At 71.5% G+C, this 23,941-nt stretch carries 21 protein-coding genes; 12 read left to right on the top strand and 9 right to left on the bottom strand.

The features are described from left to right. Nucleotides 1–60: 60 nt before the first annotated feature. Nucleotides 61–2,526, bottom strand: coding sequence for a DUF6600 domain-containing protein (locus AC3WXD_RS13995; RefSeq protein ID WP_492323974.1), 2,466 nt, complete (start codon nt 2,524–2,526; stop codon nt 61–63). Between the two features lie 296 nt (nt 2,527–2,822). Continuing rightward, the gene (locus tag AC3WXD_RS14000) at nt 2,823–4,139 is read right to left on the bottom strand and encodes a putative bifunctional diguanylate cyclase/phosphodiesterase (protein WP_059415085.1); all 1,317 of its coding nucleotides are present in this window, start codon (nt 4,137–4,139) and stop codon (nt 2,823–2,825) included. Nucleotides 4,140–4,506: 367 nt separating this feature from the next. Here AC3WXD_RS14000 and AC3WXD_RS14005 point away from each other — a divergent pair, with 367 nt between their 5' ends. From AC3WXD_RS14005 to AC3WXD_RS14040, 8 genes are all read left to right on the top strand, one after another. Beyond that, nucleotides 4,507–6,138 (top strand): methyl-accepting chemotaxis protein, encoded by a 1,632-nt coding sequence (locus tag AC3WXD_RS14005; RefSeq protein WP_492323975.1) that lies wholly within the window; start codon nt 4,507–4,509, stop codon nt 6,136–6,138. 25 nt (nt 6,139–6,163) lie between these two features. After that, nucleotides 6,164–6,628 carry a chemotaxis protein CheW gene (locus tag AC3WXD_RS14010; RefSeq protein WP_020206957.1) on the top strand — a complete coding sequence of 155 codons (465 nt, stop codon included), beginning with the start codon at nt 6,164–6,166 and terminating at the stop codon, nt 6,626–6,628. After that, nucleotides 6,625–7,950: a CheR family methyltransferase gene (locus tag AC3WXD_RS14015; RefSeq protein WP_492323976.1), complete on the top strand. Its 1,326-nt coding sequence runs from the start codon at nt 6,625–6,627 to the stop codon at nt 7,948–7,950. The genes AC3WXD_RS14010 and AC3WXD_RS14015 overlap by 4 nt, the downstream gene beginning before the upstream one ends. Continuing rightward, entirely contained in the window at nt 7,943–8,692 is a 750-nt protein-coding gene (locus AC3WXD_RS14020) for a chemotaxis protein CheW (protein WP_492323977.1), read from the top strand. Before AC3WXD_RS14015 ends, AC3WXD_RS14020 begins: the two co-directional genes overlap by 8 nt. Next, entirely contained in the window at nt 8,689–11,088 is a 2,400-nt protein-coding gene (locus AC3WXD_RS14025; RefSeq protein ID WP_492323978.1) for a hybrid sensor histidine kinase/response regulator, read from the top strand. The genes AC3WXD_RS14020 and AC3WXD_RS14025 overlap by 4 nt, the downstream gene beginning before the upstream one ends. Next, nucleotides 11,085–12,113, top strand: coding sequence for a chemotaxis response regulator protein-glutamate methylesterase (locus AC3WXD_RS14030; protein WP_059415073.1), 1,029 nt, complete (start codon nt 11,085–11,087; stop codon nt 12,111–12,113). The genes AC3WXD_RS14025 and AC3WXD_RS14030 overlap by 4 nt, the downstream gene beginning before the upstream one ends. 24 nt (nt 12,114–12,137) lie before the next feature. Further along, on the top strand, nt 12,138–13,148 hold the full coding sequence (locus AC3WXD_RS14035) for a response regulator (protein ID WP_059415070.1): 1,011 nt from the start codon (nt 12,138–12,140) through the stop codon (nt 13,146–13,148). A gap of 352 nt (nt 13,149–13,500) precedes the next feature. Further along, complete coding sequence (locus tag AC3WXD_RS14040) at nt 13,501–14,283, top strand: DUF4397 domain-containing protein (protein ID WP_020206915.1); 783 nt, start codon at nt 13,501–13,503, stop codon at nt 14,281–14,283. 152 nt (nt 14,284–14,435) lie between these two features. On the opposite strand, the gene AC3WXD_RS14045 is transcribed toward AC3WXD_RS14040, so the two are convergent. The 3 genes from AC3WXD_RS14045 to AC3WXD_RS14055 form a co-directional block, all read right to left on the bottom strand. Continuing rightward, nucleotides 14,436–14,738, bottom strand: coding sequence for a helix-turn-helix transcriptional regulator (locus AC3WXD_RS14045; protein ID WP_020206914.1), 303 nt, complete (start codon nt 14,736–14,738; stop codon nt 14,436–14,438). A gap of 222 nt (nt 14,739–14,960) precedes the next feature. Beyond that, nucleotides 14,961–16,463, bottom strand: a complete 1,503-nt coding sequence (locus AC3WXD_RS14050) for a tripartite tricarboxylate transporter permease (protein WP_059415066.1) — start codon at nt 16,461–16,463, stop codon at nt 14,961–14,963. 13 nt (nt 16,464–16,476) lie between these two features. Next, on the bottom strand, nt 16,477–16,938 hold the full coding sequence (locus AC3WXD_RS14055) for a tripartite tricarboxylate transporter TctB family protein (protein WP_020206838.1): 462 nt from the start codon (nt 16,936–16,938) through the stop codon (nt 16,477–16,479). A 172-nt stretch (nt 16,939–17,110) separates the two neighbouring features. On the opposite strand from AC3WXD_RS14055, the gene AC3WXD_RS14060 reads away from it, so the two are divergent. After that, complete coding sequence (locus tag AC3WXD_RS14060) at nt 17,111–17,344, top strand: hypothetical protein (RefSeq protein WP_492323979.1); 234 nt, start codon at nt 17,111–17,113, stop codon at nt 17,342–17,344. Between the two features lie 207 nt (nt 17,345–17,551). Further along, on the top strand, nt 17,552–18,097 hold the full coding sequence (locus tag AC3WXD_RS14065; RefSeq protein ID WP_020206839.1) for a MarR family winged helix-turn-helix transcriptional regulator: 546 nt from the start codon (nt 17,552–17,554) through the stop codon (nt 18,095–18,097). A 14-nt stretch (nt 18,098–18,111) separates the two neighbouring features. Here the strand turns inward: AC3WXD_RS14065 and AC3WXD_RS14070 are convergent, their stop codons facing one another. Then, nucleotides 18,112–19,659, bottom strand: coding sequence for an MATE family efflux transporter (locus tag AC3WXD_RS14070; RefSeq protein WP_492323980.1), 1,548 nt, complete (start codon nt 19,657–19,659; stop codon nt 18,112–18,114). Nucleotides 19,660–19,943: 284 nt separating this feature from the next. Between AC3WXD_RS14070 and AC3WXD_RS14075 the strand changes: the two genes are divergently transcribed. Next, nucleotides 19,944–20,285 (top strand): hypothetical protein, encoded by a 342-nt coding sequence (locus AC3WXD_RS14075; RefSeq protein WP_020206841.1) that lies wholly within the window; start codon nt 19,944–19,946, stop codon nt 20,283–20,285. Between the two features lie 78 nt (nt 20,286–20,363). Here AC3WXD_RS14075 and AC3WXD_RS14080 read toward each other — a convergent pair whose 3' ends face one another. From AC3WXD_RS14080 to AC3WXD_RS14090, 3 genes are read right to left on the bottom strand one after another with little or no spacing between them, the layout of a single operon-like run. Further along, a complete protein-coding gene (locus tag AC3WXD_RS14080; RefSeq protein ID WP_492323981.1) occupies nt 20,364–21,113 on the bottom strand; it encodes an enoyl-CoA hydratase/isomerase family protein in 750 nt (249 codons plus the stop codon). After that, a complete protein-coding gene (locus tag AC3WXD_RS14085) occupies nt 21,110–21,715 on the bottom strand; it encodes a cysteine dioxygenase family protein (RefSeq protein WP_454732731.1) in 606 nt (201 codons plus the stop codon). Before AC3WXD_RS14085 ends, AC3WXD_RS14080 begins: the two co-directional genes overlap by 4 nt. Nucleotides 21,716–21,734: 19 nt before the next feature. Then, on the bottom strand, nt 21,735–22,913 hold the full coding sequence (locus tag AC3WXD_RS14090; protein WP_020206844.1) for a CaiB/BaiF CoA transferase family protein: 1,179 nt from the start codon (nt 22,911–22,913) through the stop codon (nt 21,735–21,737). A gap of 159 nt (nt 22,914–23,072) precedes the next feature. On the opposite strand from AC3WXD_RS14090, the gene AC3WXD_RS14095 reads away from it, so the two are divergent. Continuing rightward, nucleotides 23,073–23,873, top strand: coding sequence for an IclR family transcriptional regulator (locus AC3WXD_RS14095; protein ID WP_059415058.1), 801 nt, complete (start codon nt 23,073–23,075; stop codon nt 23,871–23,873). Nucleotides 23,874–23,941: the final 68 nt, after the last annotated feature.

The raw sequence follows: 23,941 nt of genomic DNA on the forward strand, positions 1-23,941 counted from the left end.
GCCGGCCGGCGGCCAGCGCGCGCTTCGTGTCTCCCGCGTCCGGTCATCCGGCGGCGGCGCCTAGGTGTGCTGCTGCTGGCGCTGCAGCTCCTGCTGGCGGCGCTGCTGCTCCTGTTGCTGGCGCTGCATGTTCTGCTGCTGGCGTTGCATTTCCTGCTGCTGCCGCTGCATCTGCTCTTGCTGCTGGCGCTCCATCACCTGCTGCTGGCGCTGCTGCTCCTGGACCTGGCGCTCCTGCTGCTGGCGCATCTGCATGCGCTGCTGCTCCATCTGCTGGCGCTGCGTTTCCTGCTGCTGCCGCTGCATGGCCTGCTGTTGCTGCAAGGCCTGCTGGGCGCGCTGCTGCTCGCCGCGCTGGCGTTCCAGTTGCTGGCGCTGCATCTCCTGCTGTTGCTGAAGCGCCTGCTGCGCGCGCTGCTGATCGCCGAGCTGGCGCGCCTGCTGCTGGCGCTGCATCTCCTGCTGTTGCTGGAGCGCCTGCTGCGCGCGCTGCTGGTCGCCGAGCTGGCGCGCCTGCTGCTGGCGCTGCATTTCCTGCTGTTGCTGGATCGCCTGCTGCGCGCGCTGCTGATCGCCGAACTGGCGCGCCTGCTGCTGGCGCTGCATCTCCTGTTGCTGCTGGAGCGCCTGCTGCGCGCGCTGCTGGTCGCCGAACTGGCGCGCCTGTTGCTGGCGCTGCATGTCCTGCTGTTGCTGGAGCGCCTGCTGGGCATGGAACTGGTCGCCGCGCTGGCGATCCAGTTGCTCGCGCTGCATGTCCTGCTGCTGCCGGATGGCCTGCTGTTGCTGCATGGCCTGTTGCTCGCGCGCCTGGTCGGGGCGGGTGGTCCAGCCGCGCGCGCGCGGGTCGCCGCCCGGCGCCGGCGGCTGGCCGCCGGGGGCCGCGCCCACGAAGCCCTGCGGCATGGCGCCGCGCGGGCCGCCTTCGGTACGTTGCGGATTGAAGGCGGGGTTGGCGGGATTGGCGAAGCTGGCCGAGTTGCCCTGGCCGCCTTCGCCGCGCCCGCGCCAGGCCGGCGCGGCCTGGCTCAGCCGGACCTGGCCGCCGGCCGGGCCGGCGGGCTGGGCGTTGCCGCCGCGCCAGGCCGGGCCCGCGCCGGGCACGGTGCCGCCGCCGCGCGCAAGGCGCTGCGCCAGCTCGTCGCCGGCGGGGCGGCCGGGCGCGCGCACCGCGATGGCGGGACGGGCGAAGCCCTGCACGACCGCCGGCGGCGCCGGCCGGCCCGGGCGGGTGCCCAGCAGGCTGGCCTTGACCGGCGCCAGCGGCGGCGCGCCGTTGGCCTCGCCGCGCGGCAGGTCGCGCCAGGCCTCGTGGCGGGCGCCGGGCGGCACGCGCTGGCCCTGCACGAAGGCGCGCGACGGCATGCCGGTGATGGCGCCCGGCACGTCGCGGTTGGCATAGGCGCCGCGCGCGCGGTCGTTGGCGAACTCGCGGTCGACGGTGAAGCGGTTGACGCGGCCGAGGTAGGCGGCGCTGGCGCCGTAGGCCGGCCGGTAGCTTTCATGCGGGCCGAGCGGATACCAGGCCACGCCGGGGCCGCCGCGGCCGCCGCCGACGAAGCCCACCAGCGCGGGCGCGTACACCGGGCGCACCGCGCGCGGCCCCGGCATCCAGCCCCAGCGGCTGCCGATGCGGGCCCAGCGGCCATAGTGGAACGGCGCGAAGCCCCACGGCGCCTCGTCGCACCAGGTCCAGCCCCACGGCGCCACCCAGGCCCACGAGCCGGTGCTGTACGGCGCCCAGTCGGCCGCCACCACGCGCGGGAACCACACCGCGCCGTAGCCGGGGTCTTCCTGCCAGTCGCCGTAGCCGTCCAGCGCGGCGTAGCCGGTCATCTCGGGCGGCACGTACATGGCCGAGGGCGAGGCATCCTCGCGCGCGTCGCGCGCCGTGGTCCAGCGGTCGAACTCGTCCTCGGGCGGATTGAAGGCGGTGCCGGCCTCGGCCAGGTCGCTGCCGGCGAAGCGGATCTGCTCGCCGCGGCGCATCTCGCGCGAGCGGCTCTCGCCGTACACCACGGCCGAGCCGTGGTGCATCGTGACCACGGTGGCGCTGCCGTCGGCGGCCACGTCGAGGCGGTAGTCGCCGGGCTCGCGCGGCACGAAGGCGAGGTTGGGCGTGTCGATCTCGACCGGCTGGTCGGGCGGCAGCGCGCGCACCCGCAGTTGCAGCGTGCCCTGGGTCAGCTTGACCTGGGTGGCGCTGTCGTCGAGGTTGAGCACCGTCGCCGCGGTGGCGCCGCCGAGCCGGATCGCGGTGGAGCCGGCATGCAGTTCGGCGCGCCCGCCGTTGTCGACCCACAGGCGGTCGCCGGTGGTGATGGGCCGGTTGAGCGCGGCCTGGGCCCAGTCGTCGGAGCCGGCGGGCGCCAGGCTCAGGCTGCCGGCGGCGTCGGTGATGGTGGCGATGCGGTCGGAGGGATCGGCGGACTGCGCCAGCGCCGGCGCCAGCCAGGTGGCGCAAGCGATACCGATGGCCAGGAGCAGGGCCCGGGCGCCGGGGCCAAGCCTGCGGGCAGGAAACATGGAATTACCTCGTCGATGCGAAGGGCGGCGGGCCGGTGCCGGCTGTCCCTGTTGTCACGATACTGCGCCTGGCGGCAACCCGCCGGCGCGGCGCATCTGACTTTGTAAGCACGTATTTCCCCGCGGCGGCCAACGCGCCGCGCGCGCGGCCCGGCGGCGGGCGCGGGGAGCGGACCGGCGCCGCCGGGACGGGCGGCGGCCGGACAAAGCCGGAAACAAATTATCGCAGGGTGGCGGGGCGGGCGAACGGAAGGGGAGAAAGGACGGGACGGGACGCGGCGCGGTCCGGCGCCGGTTCAGCGCGCCTGCAGGAACTCGGTGAACTTGTCGGCCGACATCGGGCGGCCGTACAGGTAGCCCTGCACCTCGTGGCAGCCGTTGTCGCGCAGGAAGTCGCGCTGCTCCACGGTTTCCACGCCCTCGGCCACCACGCCGATGCCGAGCGTGGTGCCCACGTTGACCACGGCGCGCACGATGGCCGCGTCGACCGGGCTCTGGGTGACGTTGCGGATGAAGGACTGGTCGATCTTGATGCGGTCGACCGGGAAGGTCTTGAGGAAGCTCAGCGACGCATAGCCGGTGCCGAAGTCGTCGCAGGTCAGGGTCACGCCGTCGCGGCGCAGCGTCTGCAGCTGGCCGGAGAACTCGTCGCCCTGCTGCAGCGCGATGGTCTCGGTGATCTCCAGCTCCAGCCGCTCGGGCGCCAGCGCCAGCTCGCGCAGCACGTGGCGCACCTCGGTCAGCAGGCGGCTTTCGCTCAGTTGCGCAGCGAACAGGTTGATGGCCACGCGCGGCGCGTCGGCGAACTCCAGCGACCACATGCGCGCCTGCGCGCAGGCGGTATGGAGCAGCCACACGCCGACGTCGGCCGCCACGCTGCTGGCGGCCAGCGCGTCGATGAAGCTGGCCGGCGTGAGCAGGCCCTGGGTGGGATGGCGCCAGCGCATCAGGGCCTCGGCGCCGACCACGCGGCCGTCGCGCAGGTCGATCTGCGGCTGGTACAGGAGTTCGAACTGGCGTTGCGCGTAGGCGTCGCGCAGCGCCTGCACCAGCGACAGGCGGGTGGTCACGTCGGTGCGCATCTGCGGCTTGAAGAAGCGGATGGTGCGCCCGCCGTCACGCTTGGCCCGGCCCAGCGCCAGGCTGGCCGAGGCCAGCGCGTCGGAGGCGTTGTCGCCGCCGCCCGGCATCACGCAGGCGCCCAGGCTGGCCAGCACGTGGTGGCGGCGGTTGCCGTACTCGTGGGGCTCGGACTGCAGGGACAGGATGGCGGCGCTGACGTGGCGCACCAGGGTGGGATCGGCGATGGACGGCAGCAGCACGGCGAACTCGTCGCCGCCGACCCGCCCGAGCACGGCGTCGCGCGGCGAGGCGTCGCGCAGGCGGCGGGCCACCCGGCGCAGGATCTCGTCGCCCTCGGCATGGCCGTGCATGTCGTTGAAGGCGCGGAAATCGTCGATGCCGAGCAGCAAAAGCGCGCAGCGGGGGGCAGCCTCCGTGCGCAGGCGGTCTTCCAGCGTATTCAAGAATGCCTGGCGCGCGGCTACGCCGGTCAACGGATCGATGTCCGCGCTCGGCGAGGCGCCGGCCTTCGCCTCTGACCTGGCCACCATCCCTGCCCTGTTCGTGATTGTCGACATCGGTCCGATCTGTCTATTTGGCAAGTGTGACTAAAACCAGGAAAAAATCAAGCCGCGTCAAACCATGATATTGCGATATGTTGCGGGACGACAAATAGCATAATCGCAAAACGCTACCCCCCGCTGGCGCCATTGAAATGGCCGCACCCTTCCAGTACCCTACGCCGGCAAAGGCGTGCCTCCCCGCGTGCCACCCCGTGCCACCCCGGCACCCGCTCCGTTAGTGCCCGCTCTCATCTCATGACCCGCCAGACCTGCTGATTCGCGCCATGCGCGCCGGTGCCACCCGCCCTGACGCTGCCCGCCGCCCTTCCGGCAAAGAAAATACAAAAAACATCAAATGGGAAAAAGCTCCGCGACCCTCTGGACCATCCGCACGCGCATCCTGGCCAGCTTTGCCATGATCCTGGCGGTCATCTTGCTGACCTTCGTGGTCGCCTACGGCCGCCTGTCGGCCATCGAGGCCCACGCCACCGCGATGCGCGACGACGCGCTGCCGGGGCTGTACGCCAGCACCGCCATGCGCGGCGCGTGGGGCGAGCGCTACGTGCTGGCGTGGCAGAGCGTCACCGCCACCAGCGAAGCGGAGCGCCGCCAGTACGACGAGGCCAACGCGGCCCTGCGCACGCGCCTCGACGAGCTCGAGCAGCGCTACGCCAATTCGATCCGCCGCGCCGACGACCGCCAGCGCTTCGACAGGTACAAGGTGATCCGCCGCCAGTACGACGAGCTGTCGGCGCCGGTGTTCGCCGCCCGCGCCACGGACGCGGCCGCGATGGAGGCCCGCCTGAGCGGCCCCGTCCATGCCGCCTGGAACGAAGGCCGGGCCGCCCTGCAGACCCTGCTCGACGACAACGACAAGGTCGCCGCCGAGGGCGCCACCACCATCAACAGCGCGGTCGAGACCGCCAAGATCAGCATCGAGATCTCGCTGATCGCCGCCCTGGCGGGGTCGCTGGTGGCCGGCTACCTGCTGTTCCGCTCGATCACCGTGCCGATGCGCTCGATCGTGCAGCTGCTGGCCGGCATGCGCGGCGGCGACCTGCGCCAGCGCCTGTCGCTCCGCCGCAAGGACGAGTTCCTGGAGATCGAGCAGGGCTTCAACCAGATGACCGGCGAGCTGACCGGGCTGGTCGGGCAGGCCCAGCGCTCGGCCATCCAGGTCACCACCTCGGTCAACGAGATCGCCGCCACCGCGCGCCAGCAGCAGGCCACCGCCACCGAGACCGCGGCCACCACCACCGAGATCGGCGCCACCTCGCGCGAGATCTCCGCCACCTCGCGCGACCTGGTGCGCACCATGATCGAGGTCTCCAGCGCCGCCGAGCAGACCGCCGGGCTGGCCGGCACCGGCCAGGTCAGCCTGTCGCGCATGGAGACGACCATGCATCACGTGATGGAGGCCGCCGGCTCGGTCAACGCCAAGCTGGCCACCCTGAACGAGAAGGCCGGCAACATCAACCAGGTGGTCACGACCATCGCCAAGGTGGCCGACCAGACCAACCTGCTTTCGCTCAACGCCGCCATCGAAGCCGAGAAGGCCGGCGAGTACGGCCGCGGCTTCTCGGTGGTGGCCACCGAGATCCGCCGCCTGGCCGACCAGACCGCCGTGGCCACCTACGACATCGAGCAGATGGTGCGCGAGATCCAGTCCGCGGTGGCCGCCGGCGTGATGGGCATGGACAAGTTCGCCGAGGAAGTGCGGCGCGGCATGTCCGAGGTGACGCAGGTGGGCGACCAGCTTTCGCAGATCATCGGCCAGGTGCAGACGCTGGCGCCGCGCGTGCAGATGGTCAACGAGGGCATGCAGGCCCAGGCCGGCGGCGCCGAGCAGATCAACCAGGCGCTGATGCAGCTCTCCGAGGCGGCCCAGCAGACCGTGGAGTCGCTGCGCCAGTCGAGCCAGGCCATCGACGAGCTGACGCTGGTGGCCAACGACCTGCGCGCCGGCGTGTCGCGCTTCAAGGTCTGAGGCGCGCGGGCGCCGGCCATCTGCCATGAAACTCTTCCTGCTGTTCCGCATCGGCCCCGACCACTACGCGCTCGACGCCAGCGAAATCGAGGAAGTGCTGCCGCTGACCCGGCTCAAGCAGCTGCCCGAGGCGCCGCCGTGGGTCAGCGGGCTGCTGGCGCGCCGCGGCGAGGTGGTGCCCGTGATCGACGTCAACGCGCTGGCCACCGGCATCCCGGCGGCCAGCCGCACCAGCACGCGCACGGTGCTGGTGCGCTACCGCCGCCACGCGGACGCGCCGGCGCGCCTGCTCGGCCTGCGCCTCGAATACGCCACCGAGACCTTGCGCTGCGAGCCCGCCGAGTTCGCCGACAGCGGCCTGGACGCCGCGCCGGCGCGCTACCTGGGCCCCGTGCGCAACGGCCCGCAAGGGCTGGTGCAGTGGGTCAGGATCGGCGCGCTGCTGCCCGATGACGTGCACGCCCGCCTGTTCCCCGGGGCGGCGCCATGACCACGGCCAGCCACATCGAGGCGCTGCTCAAGGAGCGCATCGGCCTGGACGCCAGCACGGTGGGCACCGGCATGATCGAGCGCGCGGTGCGCGAGCGCCTGGCCACGTCCGCCGCGCCCGACCACCATGCCTACTGGAACCTGCTGCACTCGCACCCGGACGAGCTCCAGGCGCTGATCGAGGCGGTGGTGGTGCCCGAGACCTGGTTCTTCCGCCACCGCGAGGCGCTGATGGCGCTCGGCCGCTTCGCCGCCATGCGCGTGTTCGGCGACGCCCGCGGGCATGCCGGCGAGGGGCCGCTGCGCATCCTCAGCGTGCCGTGCTCGACCGGCGAGGAGCCCTACTCGATCGTGATGGCGCTGCTCGACGCCGGCGTGCCGGAGCAGCGCTTCCAGGTCGACGCCATCGACATCAGCGCGCGCGCGCTCGAACGCGCGCGCCTGGGCCACTACGGCAGCAACTCGTTCCGCGGCGGGCAGCTCGACTTCCGCGACCGGCATTTCACCGCCGCGCCGGGCGGCTACGCGCTCAAGCCCAATGTGCTGGCCAAGGTGCGGCTGCTGCGCGGCAACCTGCTCGACCCGGCCCTGATGGCGGCCGAAGCCCCCTACCATTTCGTGTTCTGCCGCAACCTGCTGATCTATTTCGACCCGCCCACGCAGCAGCGCTCGCTGCGCGCGCTGGAGCGGCTGAGCCGGCCCGACGCCACGCTGTTCGTGGGGCCGGCCGAGGCCAGTCTGCTGACCCGGCACGGCTTCGTCTCGGCCGGCGTGCCGCTCGCCTTCGCCTTCACCCGGCGCGGCCCGCGCGAGGCGGGCGCGCCACATGCGCCGCACGCGACACACGTGCCGCCCGCCCGGCACGCGCCGCATGCGGCATGGGCCGCCGCGCCGGCGCCGCGCCGCCCGCATGCGCCGCCGCCGGCGCAGCCGTCGCACCGCGCGCCCGCCGCGCCGCGGCCGGCGGCATCGGCGCCGCCGCAGCCGCATGCCCCGGCGGCGGACGCCGGCGCCGACGCGCTGGCCCGGATCTCCCGGCTCGCCGACCGCGGCGACCTCGCCGCGGCGGTCTCGGCCTGCCTGGCGCACCTCGACGCGCAGCCGCCATCCGCCGCCGGCTACTGCCTGCTGGGCGTGCTGCACGATGCCACCAGCCGGCCCGCCGAGGCGCGCGAAGCGTACCGCCGCGCGCTCTACCTCGACCCGGCCCACCAGGAGTCGCTTTATCACATGGCCGCCATTCTCGAAGCCGACGGCGACAGCGCGGCGGCCGCCCGCCTGAGGCAGCGCGCCCAGCGCAACCAGCCGAGCCGCCATGACTGAGCCTGCTTCGACCGCCTCGCCCGCATTGACCGCATCGCCGCCGCCGGGCCACGGCCTGCCGGCCGGCGCGGCGCGCACCGTCATCGACAACTGCTGGCGCCGCATCGGCGTGCTCGGCGACAGCAGTTGCCCGCAGCTCGCCGTATACATCCGCTGCCGCAACTGCCCGGCCTACTCGCGCGCGGCGCTGGAGCTGCTCGACAACCTGCCCGCCGGCGAAGCCGGCCTGCCCGACGAGGCCACGCCCGCCGACGGCGCCGCGCGCGGCCCCGCCGTGTCCTGCCTGGTGTTCCGCGTCGGCGAGGAATGGCTGGCGCTGCCGGCCGCCGCGCTGGCCGAAGTCACCGCGCCATGCCCGGTGCACACGCTGCCGCACCGCCGCCACGCCGCCGTGCTGGGCCTGGCCAGCGTGCGCGGCAACCTGTTGGTGTGCATCTCGCTGGCGCGGCTGCTCGGCCAGGACCCGCCGGCGGACGCCGGCGCGGCCAATGGCGTGGCCGGCGGCGCCGGGCGCGGCGCCCGCCTGCTGGTGCTGGGCCAGGGCCGCGGCGCCATCGCGCTGCCGGTCGACGAGGTCACGGGCATCGAGCGCGTGGCCGAATCCGCGCTGCAGGCGCTGCCGACCACGCTGTCGCGCGCCTCCGCGCGCTATGCGCGCGCGCTGCTGCAAAGCGGCGGGCGCAGCGTCGGCCTGCTCGACGCCGGCCTGCTGCAGCAGGCCCTGACGCGGAGCCTGGCATGAATCCGGACCAGTTGCGCGACGCTTCCCTGCTCGAGCTGTTCGCGCTCGAGGCGCAGTCGCAGGCGGAAGTCCTCAACGCCGGCCTGCTCGCGCTGGAGCGCAACCCGGCCGCCGCCGACCAGCTCGAGGCCTGCATGCGCGCCGCCCATTCGCTCAAGGGCGCGGCGCGCATCGTCGGCCTCGACGGCGGCGTGCGCGTGGCCCACGTGATGGAAGACTGCCTGGTCGCCGCCCAGCGCGGCGAACTGGCGCTGCGGCCCGTGCACATCGACACCCTGCTGCACGGCACCGACCTGCTGCTGCGGCTGGGCAACCCGCCCGACGGCGACCTCGACTGGGCCGGCCACGCCGGCAAGGACGAGATCGACGCGCTGGTGACGCGCCTGGGCGCGCTGCTGGCCGGCAAGGCAGTCGACGACGCGCCGTGGGCGCCGGCCCCGGCCGCGCCGCCGGCACCAGCGCAAGTCACGCCGCAAGCCATGCCGGCCACGCCGCAGGCCGGGCCGGATGCCGCGCCCGAGCCCCCGATTGCTCCCATGATCGCGCCCGTGATTGCGCCCATGATCGCGCCCATGATCGCGCCCGCGGAACCGGCACGGGCCGCGGAGCCCCGGCCAGGCGAGCCCGGCGGCCTGCCCGAGGCGCAGGAGCGCATGCTGCGCGTGAGCGCCGACACGCTCGACCAGCTGCTCGCGCTGTCCGGCGCGGCCATGATCGAGGCCAACTGGCTCAAGCCGTTCGGCAACGCGCTGCAGCAGACGCGCCGCCTGCAGATGCGCGCGCTGCAGGCGCTCGACGCCGCGCAGGTGGCGCTGGCCGGCGGCGGCACCGCCGACGGCACCGCGCAGGCGCGGCTGGCGGACGCGCAGCAGCTGCTGGCCGAGAGCCACCGGCAGCTCTCGCAGCGCACCAGCGAGCTGGAGCAGTACGACCACCGCACCGGCCGCCTGTCGCGCCAGCTCTACGACCGCGCGCTGGCCAGCCGCATGCGGCCGCTGGCCGACGGCCTGGCCGGCTACTCGCGCATGGTGCGCGACCTCGGGCGCGCGCTCGGCAAGTCCGTGCATCTCGAACTGGTCGGCGAGAGCACCAAGGTGGACCGCGACATCCTCGAGCAGCTCGAGGCGCCGCTGGCGCACCTGCTGCGCAACGCCGTGGACCACGGCATCGAGACGCCCGAGGCGCGCCGCGCCGCCGGCAAGCCCGCCGAGGGCCGCATCACGCTCAACGCGCGCCACAACGCCGGCCGGCTGGTGATCGTGATCGCCGACGACGGCGCGGGGGTGGACCTCGACGCCCTGCGCCAGGCCATCGTGCGGCGCGGCCTGGCGCCCGCCGAGACCGTCGCCCGCCTGTCGCAGGCGGAGCTGCTCGACTTCCTGCTGCTGCCCGGCTTCAGCCTGCGCGAGACCGTCAGCGAGGTGTCCGGGCGCGGCGTCGGGCTGGACGCCGTGCAGGACATGATCCGCCAGGTGCGCGGCAGCATCCGCCTGGCGCAGGAAAGCGGGCGCGGCATGCAGTTCCACCTGGAGCTGCCGCTCACGCTGTCGGTGGTGCGCGCGCTGCTGGTGGAAGTCTCGGGCGAGGCCTACGCCTTCCCGCTGGCCTACGTGATGCAGGTGCTGCGCCTGGAGCGCGGCGCGATCGAGCAGTTGGAGAACCACCAGCATTTCCGCTTCGGCGAGCGCCACGTGGGCCTGGTCAGCGCGGCCCAGGTGCTGCAGCAGGCCGAGGCCCGCCCCGACGAGGACACCGTGCCGGTGGTGGTGCTGGGCGACCACGAGCGCACCTACGGCGTGGCGGTGGACCGCCTGCTCGGCGAGCGCATACTGGTGGTGCAGCCGCTCGCGGCCAGCCTCGGCAAGATCAAGGACATCGCCGCCGGCAGCATCACCGAGGACGGCACGCCGGTGCTGATCTTCGACGCCGAGGATATGATCCGCTCGGTGGAGAAGCTGCTCTCCGAAGGCAAGATCGACCGCATCCGGCGCGGCGGCGCGGAAGCCGCGCCGGTGCGCCGCAAGCGCGTGCTGGTGGTGGACGATTCGCTCACGGTGCGCGAGCTCGAGCGCAAGCTGCTGGCCAACCGCGGCTACGAGGTCGCGGTGGCGGTGGACGGCATGGACGCCTGGAACGTGCTGCGCGCGGAGAGCTTCGACCTGGTCATCACCGACATCGACATGCCGCGCATGGACGGCATCGAGCTGGTGACGCGCATCAAGCGCGAGGCGCGCCTGCAGCAGGTGCCGGTGATGGTGGTGTCGTACAAGGACCGCGAGCAGGACCGCCAGCGCGGCCTGCAGGCCGGCGCGGACTACTACCTGGCCAAGGGCAGCTTCCAGGACGCCGCGCTGCTCGACGCGGTACAGGACCTGATTGGGGAGGCGCGCGCATGAAGATCGGCATCGTCAACGATTCACCGCTGGCCGTGGTCGCCCTGCGGCGCGTGCTCGCGCTGGACCCCGAGCTGGAAGTCACGTGGGTGGCCGAGAACGGCGAGAGCGCCGTGCACCTGGCCGCCGCGCGCACCCCCGACCTGATCCTGATGGACCTGCTGATGCCGGTGATGGACGGCGTCGAGGCCACCCGCCGCATCATGGCCGCGAGCCCGTGCGCCATCGTGGTGGTGACGATGGACCTGGGCCGCAACGCCAGCCAGGTGTTCGACGCGATGGGCCACGGCGCCATCGACGCGGTCGACACGCCCTCGCTGGCGCAGCCCGACTCGCAACTGGCCAGCGGGCCGCTGCTGCGCAAGATCCGCAACATCGGCCGCCTGATCGAAGGCCGCGGCGTGCCCGCGCGCGCGCCGGCGCCGCCCGCGCGCAAGGCCCGCGCCGAATGGCTGGTGGCGCTGGGCGCCTCGGCCGGCGGCCCGGCCGCGCTGGCCACGCTGCTGGGCGCGCTGCCGCCCGGCTTCAACGCCGCCGTGATCGCCGTCCAGCACGTCGACGAAGCCTTCGCCGCAGGCATGGCGCAGTGGCTCGACGCGCAATGCAAGCTGCCCGTGCGGCTGGCCCGCGAAGGCGAGGCGCCGCAGCCCGGCACCGTGCTGCTGGCCGGCACCAACGACCACCTGCGCCTGCTCGGGCCGGCGCGCATGGCCTACACCGAAGAGCCGAGCGACTACCTCTACCGGCCGTCGATCGACGTCTTCTTCGAAAGCGTGGCCCGGCACTGGCGCGGCGATGCGGTGGGCGTGCTGCTCACCGGCATGGGCCGCGACGGCGCGCTGGGCCTCAAGGCCATGCGCGAGCGTGGCTACCTGACCATCGCCCAGGACCAGGCCACGAGCGCCGTCTATGGCATGCCGAAAGCCGCCGCCGCCATCGGCGCGGCCAGCGAGATCCTGCCGTTGCCGCAGATCGCCGCGCGCATCGCACGGGCCTGCGGCACCAGCACCAATGCCAACCAGCGGTAGGGAACCGGCAGCAAGAGGAACACAATGTCGATACAGATAGAACGCAACTACGCACAGCGCCCGGAGGAATACCTGGCGATGGTGCTGCTGGTGGACGACCAGGCCATGATCGGCGAAGCGGTGCGGCGCGAGCTCGAGCCCGAGAAGGACATCGACTTCCACTACTGCTCCAAGCCCGACGAGGCCGTCGCGGTGGCCGAGCGCACGCGGCCCACGGTGATCCTGCAGGACCTGGTGATGCCCGGCATCGACGGCCTGACGCTGGTGCGCCGCTACCGCGCCAACCCGGCCACGCGCGACATCCCCATCATCGTGCTGTCCACCAAGGAAGAGCCGATCATGAAGAGCGCGGCCTTCGCCGCCGGCGCCAACGACTACCTGGTCAAGCTGCCCGACACCATCGAGCTGGTGGCGCGCATCCGCTATCACTCGCGCTCCTACATCAACCTGCAGCAGCGCGACGAGGCCTACCGCGCGCTGCGCCAGAGCCAGCAGCAGCTGCTGGAGACCAACCTGGAGCTGCAGCGGCTGACCAACTCGGACGGCCTCACGGGCCTGTCCAACCGGCGCTACTTCGACGAATACCTCGGCGCCGAATGGCGGCGCGCGGCGCGCGAGCAGAGCCAGCTCGCGCTGCTGATGATCGACGTGGATTCGTTCAAGGCCTACAACGACACCTACGGCCACGTGGCCGGCGACGAGGTGCTGCGCCGCGTGGCCGGCGTGATCCGCGAGAACTGCACGCGCCCGGCCGACCTGCCCGCGCGCTTCGGCGGCGAGGAGTTCGCCATGATCCTGCCCGCCACCTCGCCCGGCGGCGCGCGCCTGCTGGCCGAGAAGGTCCGCCGCGCCATCGAGTCCATGCAGGTGCCGCACAGCGGCTCCCAGGTCGGGCCCTGCGTGACGGTCAGCATCGGCGGCACCGCCATCGTGCCGGGCCAGGACGAGCCGTTCAGCCGCCTGATCGAGATCGCCGACGCCGGGCTCTACCAGGCCAAGCGCAACGGCCGCAACCAGGTCGTCATGACCGCCTGAGCGCCGCGCCCGGGGGCGTGCGCCGCCGACCGCGGCGCGCGCCGCCGTCTCCTCCTTCTTCCCCTGCTTCTTCCCCTCCTCCCGCGGCTCCCTTCGCGCCGCCCGCCATACATGGCGGCCGCGTCCTGTGGGAATCGTCCGACAAGCGTTTCGGAGCCCCGCCAATGTGCCGGCCCGCGCGCGCTGGCTATCGTTGCATCACGGCAGGCGCGGTTTCGCATCCTCTCCAGCGGGCGGCGAACGCCGCGGCAACACGCCTGAACAAGCAGCGTGGCGCGCGGGAACATCCGCCTGCGGCAATGGGCCGCGACCGCCACGGGTTCTCTCACTCACCTGCAAGAAGAGGGCATTCATGAAGCTTTCCAAATCCGGCCTGCTAGTGGGCCTTGCACTGGCGGCAAGCGCGGTGTTGTCGGCATGCGGCGGCGGCGGCGACGATGGCATCGACGACCGCCTCGGCATCAGCAAGCCGTCGGTGCGCGTGATCCACGCCATCACCGGCGGCCCGAACCTCGACGTGCTGCAGAACGGCACCAAGACCTCGTTCCTCAACGAGCCCTACAAATTCGTGTCGAACTACTTCGACGTCGACACCGGATCGCAGCTGATCGCGTTCAACGTCACCAACACCAGCACGCAGCTCGGCAGCGCCGCCGTGGATGCCCACACCGGCCACAAGTACACCGTGGTCGCGCTGCCCGGCGCCACCGCCGCCGAGGTGCTCACCATCGACGACCCCTACGACAAGAGCCTGCTGTCGGACAAGGCCCGCGTGCGCACCCTGAACGCCTCGTTCAACGCGCAGAACATCGACGTCTACGTCACCACGCCGGCGGCCGACCTCAACGCGGTCTCGCCGAACATGGCGGCGGTCGGCTACAAGACGGCCAACCCCGCCACGGGCCAGGACTCGCTCTATCTGGACGGCGGCACCTATCGCCTGCGCATCACCACCGCCGGCACCAAGACCGTGATCTTCGATTCCGGCGCGCTCACGCTGGGCAACAACGCCGACTGGCTGATCACCACCATCCCAGTCGACGGCATCGGCGCGCTGGTGCCGAACCGGATCAAGGTGCTGGTCGCGCAGTCGAGCACCGGCGCCGGCGACGCGCAGGAACTGGTCTCGCAGTAGGGAAGGAAAAGGGAAGAGAAAGGAAAGGGAAAGCGGCAGCCCGGCCGGCGCGATCGCCGTCGCCGGGGCGTGCCAGGCGGGAAGATCCGGCAGGCGGATCTTCCCGCTTTTTCTTGCCGGCCGCGCGCGCGGCGCGCCGGTGCCCCGGGGGCCTAGCGCTCCGGGGCGGGCTCGAGGTCGCCTTGCAGCACGTCCAGGTGCGACAGGTACTTGTCCAGTTCGTCCTTGCCGCTGTCCGTGATGCAGTAGACGCGGCCGCTGCCCTCGACCAGTTCCGCCGTGATCGCGCGCGCGATCAGCAGGCTGCGCAGGATCGGGCGCAGCGAGCGGATGTTGTTGTCGATGCCGTGCTCGCGCAGGCGCTCGACCAGGGTCAGTACGGTGGACGGACTCGCCTGGACAAGCTTGAGGATGTACAACCGCGAAACCAGGCGGTCCAGCGCCGGCGTCTTCATGCGGCGCCCGCGGCGCGCCAGCCAGTGACGCGATAGAGCTGAATGGAGCGGATCATCTTGCGCAGGCCCGGCACTGCCAAGCGCAGCCGGGCAGGTTCACTGCGAGCGTGCCGGCGGGAGCCGGAACGCGCCCTGCAAAAAAAAAGCGGGGTGCGCGAGGCACCCCGAATCTTGCGTTGTTCGTACCGGCGTATGGCGGCACCGGTACGGGGGCTTCGAAAACTATTCTTCCTGGAACGCTTCTTCGCGCTTGGCCTTGATCGACGGCAGCGCCACAACGGCAACCAGCGCGGCGGCGGCGATCAGCAGGCCCATCGACAGCGGGCGCGTCACGAACACCGTGAACTCGCCGCGCGACAGCAGCAGGGAGCGGCGGAAGTTTTCTTCCATCATCGGTCCGAGCACGAAACCGAGCAGCAGCGGCGCCGGTTCGCACTTGAGCTTCAGGAACAGGTAGCCGATGATGCCGAAGCCGGCCGCCATGAACACGTCGAAGGTCTGGTTGTTGACCGAGTACACGCCGATGCCGCAGAACACCAGGATGGCCGGGTACAGGTAGCGGTAAGGCACGGTCAGCAGCTTCACCCAGATCCCGATCATCGGCAGGTTCAGGATGATCAGCATCAGGTTGCCGATCCACATCGAGGCGATCAGGCCCCAGAACAGCGCGGGGTTGCTGGTCATGACCTGCGGGCCCGGCTGGATGTTGTGGATGGTCATCGCGCCCACCATCAGCGCCATCACGGCGTTGGGCGGAATGCCCAGCGTCAGCAGCGGGATGAAGGAGGTCTGCGCGGCCGCGTTGTTGGCCGATTCCGGACCGGCCACGCCTTCGATGGCGCCCTTGCCGAACTCATGCGAGTACTTGGAGGTCTTCTTTTCCAGCGAGTAGGCCGCGAACGAGGCCAGCGCCGCGCCGCCGCCGGGCAGGATCCCCAGCGCCGAACCCAGCAGCGTGCCGCGCAGCACCGCCGGCGCCATGCGCTTGAAGTCTTCCTTGGTCGGCCACAGGTTGGTCACGCGGTCGGTGAAGGTCTCGCGGTCTTCCTTCTGTTCCAGGTTCGCCACGATTTCGGCGAAACCGAACATGCCCATCGCCAGCGCGACGAAGTCGATGCCGTCGGTCAGTTCGGGGATGTCGAAGGAGAAGCGCGCGGCGCCCGAGTTCACGTCGGTGCCGATCAGGCCCAGCAGCAGGCCCAGCACGATCATCGCCACGGCCTTGGGCAGCGAGCCCGAGGCCAGCACCACGGCGCCGATCAGGCCCAGCACCATCAGCGAGAAGTACTCGGCGGGACCGAACTTGAACGCCAGTTCCGACAGCGGCGTGGCGAACGCGGCCAGGATCAGGGTAGCCACGCAGCCGGCGAAGAACGAGCCCAGGCCGGAAGTGGCCAGCGCCACCCCTGCCCGTCCGCGCCGCGCCATCTGGTAGCCGTCGATGGTGGTCACCACCGACGACGATTCACCAGGCAGGTTGACCAGGATGGCGGTGGTGGAGCCGCCGTACTGCGCGCCGTAATAGATGCCGGCCAGCATGATGAGCGCCGCCACCGGGGGCAGCGTGTAGGTCACCGGCAGCAGCATGGCGATGGTGGCCAGCGGCCCCAGGCCCGGCAGCACGCCGATCAGGGTACCCAGCACGCAGCCCAGGAAGGCGTATGCGAGGTTTTGCAGTGACAGTGCCGTGGAAAAACCCAGGGCAAGGTGATCGAACAATTCCATTGAGGCCGACTCCTTAACCGGTAATGAAAGCAGGCCACACCGGCATCTGCAGGTTGATGCCGTAGACGAACGCGCCCATGCTGATCAGCACCAGCACCACGGCGTTGGCCAGGGCGCCCTTCCAGCTGAATTCATGGCTGGCCATCGACGACACCAGCACCAGCACGAACACCGACAGCACCATGCCGAGCGGCTTGAGCAGCAGGCCGAACAGCACCACCGAACCGAGGATCCACAGCAGGGTCTTCAGGTCCCAGCGCGCGAGCTGGTCTTCCTCGCCCTTGCTCGACAGCGAGCCGATCAACACGAGTGCGCCCAGCACGGCCAGTACCAGCCCGAGCAGGAACGGAAAATATCCGGGGCCCATCTTTGCGGCAGTTCCCATGGAATAGCCGCGAGCGACCCAGGAAAAGCCCAGACCGACCAGGACGAACATCAGGCCGGAGGCAAAGTCCTTTTGGCTGCGTATGCGCAAAACGATTCTCCTCAAAGTACGTGAAAGCATCCGGCTGCGCGCGCAGGCTCTTGCATGCGCAGACGGTTTGATCGGCAGGTGTGAAGGCTCTCCTGCAGGATGGATGCAACCTTAGAGAGGCGATCTTTCAGCTTGCTTTCATTTGTCTTGACTTAGGGGTAATCACCGATGCATGAGGAACTTCGCCACAAACGACAAATATCACGACGTGATCCATTTTCACGAATCGGGCGAAATCGGCGGGAAAACAGGGAGAAATCGCGCGCGCGCCGGATGCGGGCGCGTGGCTGGCGGCCATGCCGGCGACGCGCAGGCGAAGCGCGCCTGCGCGGGACGTGGCGCGGGGAACGACGCGGCGCCGGCATGCGCCAGAAGCCGCGCGGCGGCCGCGTTGAAAGCTGGTTGAAAGGCGGCGCACGGCGCTGCCGCCCCGACCACGGGCGCACGATGACAGACAGAGCTTTCGATTGCCTTTCAGGTGGCGGCAGACGGCAATATGCGGCGGCAGGCCGGCGGCGCGCCGGCTCTGCGATAATCTCAGAGCACGAATACGCGCGCCAGCCGGCGCCACGGCTTTCCCCCTTCCTCGCCTTTCACGCAAACCCGGACGACCATGAGCAAGACCGCACGGCCAGCCCACGCGGGCGCCGCCACCGACCCGGCCGCCGCCGCCCCGGCGATTCCCCGCCCCGGCGAGGGCAAGCGCGGCGAGGCCGGTTATCTCGGCTACCTGCTGCGCCAGGCCGGCGCCGCCAACCGCCTGCGCCTGGAGCGCGCGCTGGCCGACCTGGGCGCCACCCCGCCGCAGTTCGTGGTGCTGACCATGCTGGGCGCCTATCCCGGCTTGTCCAATGCCGACCTCGCCCGGCTGGCGCTGCTCACGCCGCAGACCGTCAGCGTGATCGTCGCCAACCTGGAGAAGGCCGGCTCGATCCGGCGCCAGCCGCATCCGGTGCACGGCCGGATCCAGAACATCGTGCTGACGCCGGCCGGCGAGACGCTGCTGGCAGGCTGCCGCGAACGCGCGCTGCACAACGAGGCGCGCCTGCGCGCGGGGCTGTCGGCACAGGAGGAAGAAGTGGTGCGGCGCTGGCTGGCGGGACTGGCGCGCGGCACCGACGTGGACGGCGCCGCGGAAACGGAAACGGCCGGCGACTGAGCCGGCGCCGGCGCTCAGCGCGGGTGCTGCCGGGCGGACGCGCCGGCGGCGGCCTGCGCCAGCGCCGCCACCTCGCCGGCATCCTCGCCGGCGCCCGCCGTGCTCAGGGCCTCTTCGCACGGCGTGCCCATGCTGGTGTCCGGCGCCTGCGGCGCGAACTCCTGCCGCGGGGCCGGCGCCGCCGGCGTCACCGGCAGGATATGGCTGGCGCGCCAGTTGCCGAAGCGGTAGTAAGCCACCGCCAGCGTCACCGACACCACCGAGCCCAGCGGAAAGCTCCACCACACCGCGTCGGCGCCATAGTCGCTCGCCAGCAGCGAGGCGAACGGCAGGCGCACCACCCACATGGAGACGAACAGGATCACCAGCGGCGCCATCACCGCGCCGGTGGCGCGCACGGTGCCGAACAGCACGATGGTGAAGCCGAACAGGATGAAGGACCACAGCACGATCGCGTTGATATGCTGCGCGATGCCGATCGCGGTGCCGTCGTCGGGCAGGAACAGGCCCAGCGAATGGCGGTTGAACAGGTAGATCAGGCCCACCAGCGCGCCGGTCATCAGCAGGTTGAACAGCAGCCCCACGCGCGTGATGCGCGCCACCCGCTCCCACAGGCCGGCGCCCACGTTCTGCGCCACCATCGACGACACGCTCGCGCCCACCGCCAGCGCCGGCATCTGCACGTAGGTCCACAACTGCGACGCCACGCCATAGGCGGCCGTGGTCTGCGAGCCGTAGCGGTTGACCAGCGACATCATCACGATCGCCGACGACGAGATCACCACCATCTGCAGGCCCATCGGCAGGCCCTTGGCCACCAGCGCGCGCAGGATGGCGAAGTCCGGGCGCAGGTAGCCCAGCTGGTGCCGGCGCAGCGCGAGGAAATGGCCGCGGCGGTACAGCACCGCCAGCATCGCCGCGAGGCTGACCAGCTGCGCGATCAGCGTCGCCAGCGCGGAGCCGGCGATGCCAAGCCCGGGCAGCGGCCCGATGCCGAAGATCAGCAGCGGGTTGAGCGCCACGTCCAGCCCGACCGACAACAGCATGAAGTAGAACGGCGTGCGCGAATCCCCCGCGCCGCGCAGCGTCATCATCACGAAGTTGTAGAAATACATGAACGGCAGCGCCAGGAAGATGATGCGCAGGTAGCTCTCGGCCAGCGGCCTGGCGTCGGCCGGCGTGTCCATCGCCGCGAGGATGGCCGGCGTGAAGATGTAGCCCAGCGCCGATGCCAGCACCGAGAGCCCGACGAAGAAGCCGGTGCTGGTGCCCACCACGCGGCGCGCCTCGTCGAGGTCGCGCGCGCCCACCGCCTGCCCGATCATGATGGTGTTGGCCATGCTGATGCCGAACACCACGCCGAGCAGGAAGAACAGGATGATGTTGGCGTTGGAGGTGGCGGTCAGCGCCGCCTCGCCGAGGAAGTGCCCCACCCACACCGAGTTGATCGACGCGTTGAGCGACTGCAGGATGTTGCTGCCCAGCACGGGCAGCGAGAACAGCAGCAGGGTGCGCCCGATCGGGCCGGTGGTCAGTAGTTGCGCTTTGTGTCTGGTCGGCATGTCGCGGCCTGTCTCGTGCTGTTCTTGGTGGTTTCTTGTGCCCGCGCGAGGTGCGCGGGCGGAGGCCGTGCGCCCCCGCTGGCCACTATCTCACACTCCGCCGACAGGTCTTGTCGGTGGCCGTCTGTCGGACGGCAGGCCAATTGTAAGCAGATGTCCGGATCGGGGCACGCGCGGCGAAAAACGCCGGTCAAACAGGGGTGAAATGCGCAAGCCGGGGGAATGCCTCGGACCGCCGTCCCCGGCCAGCATCTGTACCGATCCACCAACAGCGAGGACCCGCCATGTCGAAGAACCAGCCCATCCGCTTCCTGCAAGTTGCCACCGCCGCCTCCGCCGGCCTGCTGTGCGCCGCCGCCTTCGCGCAGGCCCCGGCCATGCCCGCGGACAATGCCAACGCCGCCGTGCCGCCCGGCATGACCCAGGTCGAGCCGCCCAAGGACCCGCTGGTGCAGCGCCGCGAGGCCAACAAGCAGGCGTCGGACGAATACAACGCCACCAGGAAGGCCGCGAAGCGCGAGTACAAGCAGGACGTGAAATCCGCGAAGCAGGTCAGGAGCGCGGAAAAGAAGGCCAACGACGCGGCGGCCAGGCAGGAACTGTCGGGCGGCTCGACGCGGAACTGACCGCACTGCATCCGGCCCATGAAAAATGCCCCGGGGACACCCCGGGGCATTCATGTGCCAGCCCGAACGCCGCGCGCCTCAGCCGGCGGACGCGGCGCGATAGGCCGCGATGCGCGCCTTGATGCCGGGCCGCGCGGCGGAATGCACGAGGTCGGCAAGCTGCCGCGCCGCACTGTCCGCGCCGTCGCGCGTGGCGGCATGGATGGCCGCCTGCGTGGCGGGGTCCAGCCGCCGCGCGCGCTGCGCGAGCTCGGCCACCACCGCGGCGCGCGCCGCTGCGCCGGTCTCCAGCGCGCCGGTGGCGAAGCCGCTGGCCAGCGCCGCCTCGGCGGCGAACGCGCCGCCGCCGGTGATCCACTCGCGCGCGCGCGCCGCGCCGACCAGCTGCGCCAGCCGCGCGCTGCCCAGCACCAGCCCGAACGCCGCGCCAGGAAACGCGAAGCTGCTGCCCGCCTCCACGCGGCGCTGCTCGCAGGCGGCCACGAGATCGGCGCCCGCGCCCATCGCCCGGCCCTGCACCAGCGCCAGCGTGGCGAACGGCGCGGCATGCACGCTTTGCAGCAGCAGTTCCACGCGCACGAAGCGCGCGAGCAGGGAATCGTCGCTCTCGGCGTCGAGGTCGCCGAGGTCGAAGCCGGTGCAGAAATGCCGGCCCGCGCCCTCCAGCACCAGCAGGCGCGTGCCGTCGCGGTGGCAGGTCTCCACCGCCGCCGACAGCGCCGCCACCAGTTCGCGCGAGAGCGCGTTGCCGCGCGCGGGGCGGTTGAGCGTCAGGCGCGTGACGCCGTCTTCACGGGCAATCAGCAGGATGTCCTGGCCTTCGCTCATGCCTTCGGCTCCGGCGCCCACAGGTTCGGCACGAGCGCGTTGGAATAGCCGGACACGAACGGCTTGGTGGCGCCGCTGTCGTCGGCATAGACATGGCGGCGGATGCGGCCGATGTTGCCGCCGTAGAGATGCACGCTGACCGAGACGCGGTCGTCGAACGCATTGCGCACGCGATGCACGTCGCCGAGCGTGGGAGAAACCGCCGCCACCTGCCCCGGCGACAGCAGCGCCGGCTCGCCGTCGGCGACCAGGCGCCCGCCGTCGACGCGGTAGCGCTGGTCGATCTCCGCGCCGCGCAGCATGCCGATCAGGCCCCACACGGTGTGGTCGTGCACCGGCGTCTGCTGGCCCGGCCCCCACACGAAGCTGACCAGCGAGAAGCGGTCGAGCGGATCGCCGTAGAGCAGGTGCTGCTGGTAGTAGACCGGATGCGGGCGCGCCATTTCCTCGGGCAGCCAGTCGTCGTGCGCCACCAGCGCCGACAGCGCCGCCGTGGCCTGCGCCAGCACGTCCGCCTCGCCGCTGCCGTCGCGCTCGGCCTGCGTCACCACGCGGCTGACGGTGGCGACGAATTCGCGCAGCCGCTCGATGTTGTTGCTCATGTCCGTGTCTCCAGGCAGGTCAGGCGTCGGCGCCGGCGGCGCCGCTCTCGTAGTGCGCGCGGATCGCCGCATTGTGCTCGCCCAGCGCGGGCGGGTCGCGGCGGATCGGCAGGCCCTGCCCGTCGAAGCGCAGCGGCGAGGCGAAGGTGCGCGTGCGGTGGCCGCCCGGCAGCGTCAGCGGTCGCACCCAGTCCATGTGCTCGACCTGCGGATCGTCCAGCGCGGCGGCGTAGTCGTTGATGCGCGCATGCGGCACGCCGGCCGCGTTGAAGGCGGCGATCCAGTGGTCCACGCCCGCCGTGGCGAAGCGCTCCTCCAGCAGGACCTTGAGCGCGGCCTGGTTGGCGGCGCGGTCGCGCGTGGTGGCGAAGCGCGCGTCCTGCGCCAGCGCCGGCAGGTCCACCACGCGCACCACTTCCAGCCACAGCTTCTGGTTGCCGGCGGCGATGGCGAAATAGCCGTCGGCCGCCTGGAAGGCCTGGTAGGGCGCGTTGCGCGGATGGGCCGAGCCGAGCTTGGCCGGACTGCGGCCGTTGCCGAAATACTCGCTGGTCTGCAGCGCGGCGATGCCGAGCGTGCAGCCGTACATCGGCACGTCGATGTGGGCCCCGGCGCCGCCGGCGCGCACGCGCGCCAGCGCGCTGGCGATGGCGAACGCGCCGTACAGGCCCGAGGCGAAGTCAGCGAGCGGCACGCCGCACTTGACCGGCGCGCCGCCGGGCTCGCCGGTCACGCTCATCACGCCGGCGGCGGCCTGGATAGTCAGGTCGAAGCCGCCCTCGCCGGCGCGCGGGCCGCTCTGCCCGTAGGCCGACACCGAGCAGTACACCAGCCCGGGCTTGTCCTCGCGGAAGCTGGCGTAGCCCAGGCCCAGCCGGTCCATCACGCCGGGGCGGTTGTTCTCGATCACCACGTCGGCGTCGAGGATCAGGCTGCGCGCCAGCGCGAGGTCGGCCGGGTCCTTGAGGTTCAGCGCCACCGACTGCTTGTTGCGGTTGAGCGAGGCGAAATTCTCGGAGTAGCCGTCCGACAGCGGCGGCCACTGGCGCAGGGTGTCGCCGTCGGGCGGCTCGACCTTGACCACCTCGGCGCCCATGTCGGACAGCAGCATGCCGCAGAACGGGCCGGCTGCGACGGTACAGAATTCCACCACCTTGACGCCCAGCAGCGGCAGGTCGTGTTGCGGGAGATCGCTCATCGGGAAAGTACCGGGAAGATATGCATGGAAGATGCGAGGATTATAGGGACGTTGCCAAATACGGTACTATCGTTCCACATTTGAGAACGCATATGCGCTGCCCGCATATGCGCGGACATTGTCCGGTCCCTCACCACCGCCGCCGGAGGCATCGCGCCCATGAACAACACCTTGATCAAGGGGCTCGGCGTGGTCGAGCTGCTCGCGCACAGCGAGCGCCCGCTCGGCCTGACCGAGATCGCCGCCCACATGGGCCTGGCCAAGAGCAACGTGCACCGCCTGCTGCAAGCACTCACCGATATGAACTACGTGATCCGCGATGCCTCCGGCACCGGCTACAGCGCGTCCATCAAGCTGTGGGAGCTGGGCTCGGCGGTGCTGGCGCGGCTGGACCTGCGCCGCCATGCCGAGGCGTGGATGGACAAGCTGATGCACGCCAGCGGCGAAAGCGTCCACCTGTCCGTGCTCGACCGCGGCGAGGTGGTCTACGTGCACAAGATCGACAGCGCCAACCCGGTGCGCGCCTATACGCAGATCGGCGGCCGCGCGCTGGCGCACTGCGTGGCCACCGGCAAGGCCATGCTGGCGTTCCAGCCCGAGGCCGCGCTGCAGCGGATGTCGGCCGCGCTGGTGCCGTCCACGCCCAACAGCATCGTCGACCCCGCGCAGTTCCTGCTGGAGATGGCCAGGGTGCGCAAGCAGGGCTACGCGGTCAACCGCGGCGAGTGGCGCGAGACCGTCTGCGGCGTGGCCGCGCCGATCGGCGACGGCAATGGGCAGGTGATCGCCGCGGTCGGCCTGTCCGGCCCCGCCGAGCGCTTCCGCCCGCAGCGGATCAAGGCCTTCGCCGAGCTGGTGCGCGGCGCCGCGGCGGAGATCTCCGACAGCCTCGGCGGCGGCGCGCGCCACGGCGCGCTGGCGCTGGCCGCGCGCGGCATGGCCACGCTGCGGCGCGGCTGAGCGGCCGGGCGGCGCCCGGGGGCTGCAGATATCGGCCCGACGCGCTAAGCTTGCGGCTTCGGCCAGGA

This window comes from Cupriavidus sp. FW216-B1, from assembly GCF_058789195.1.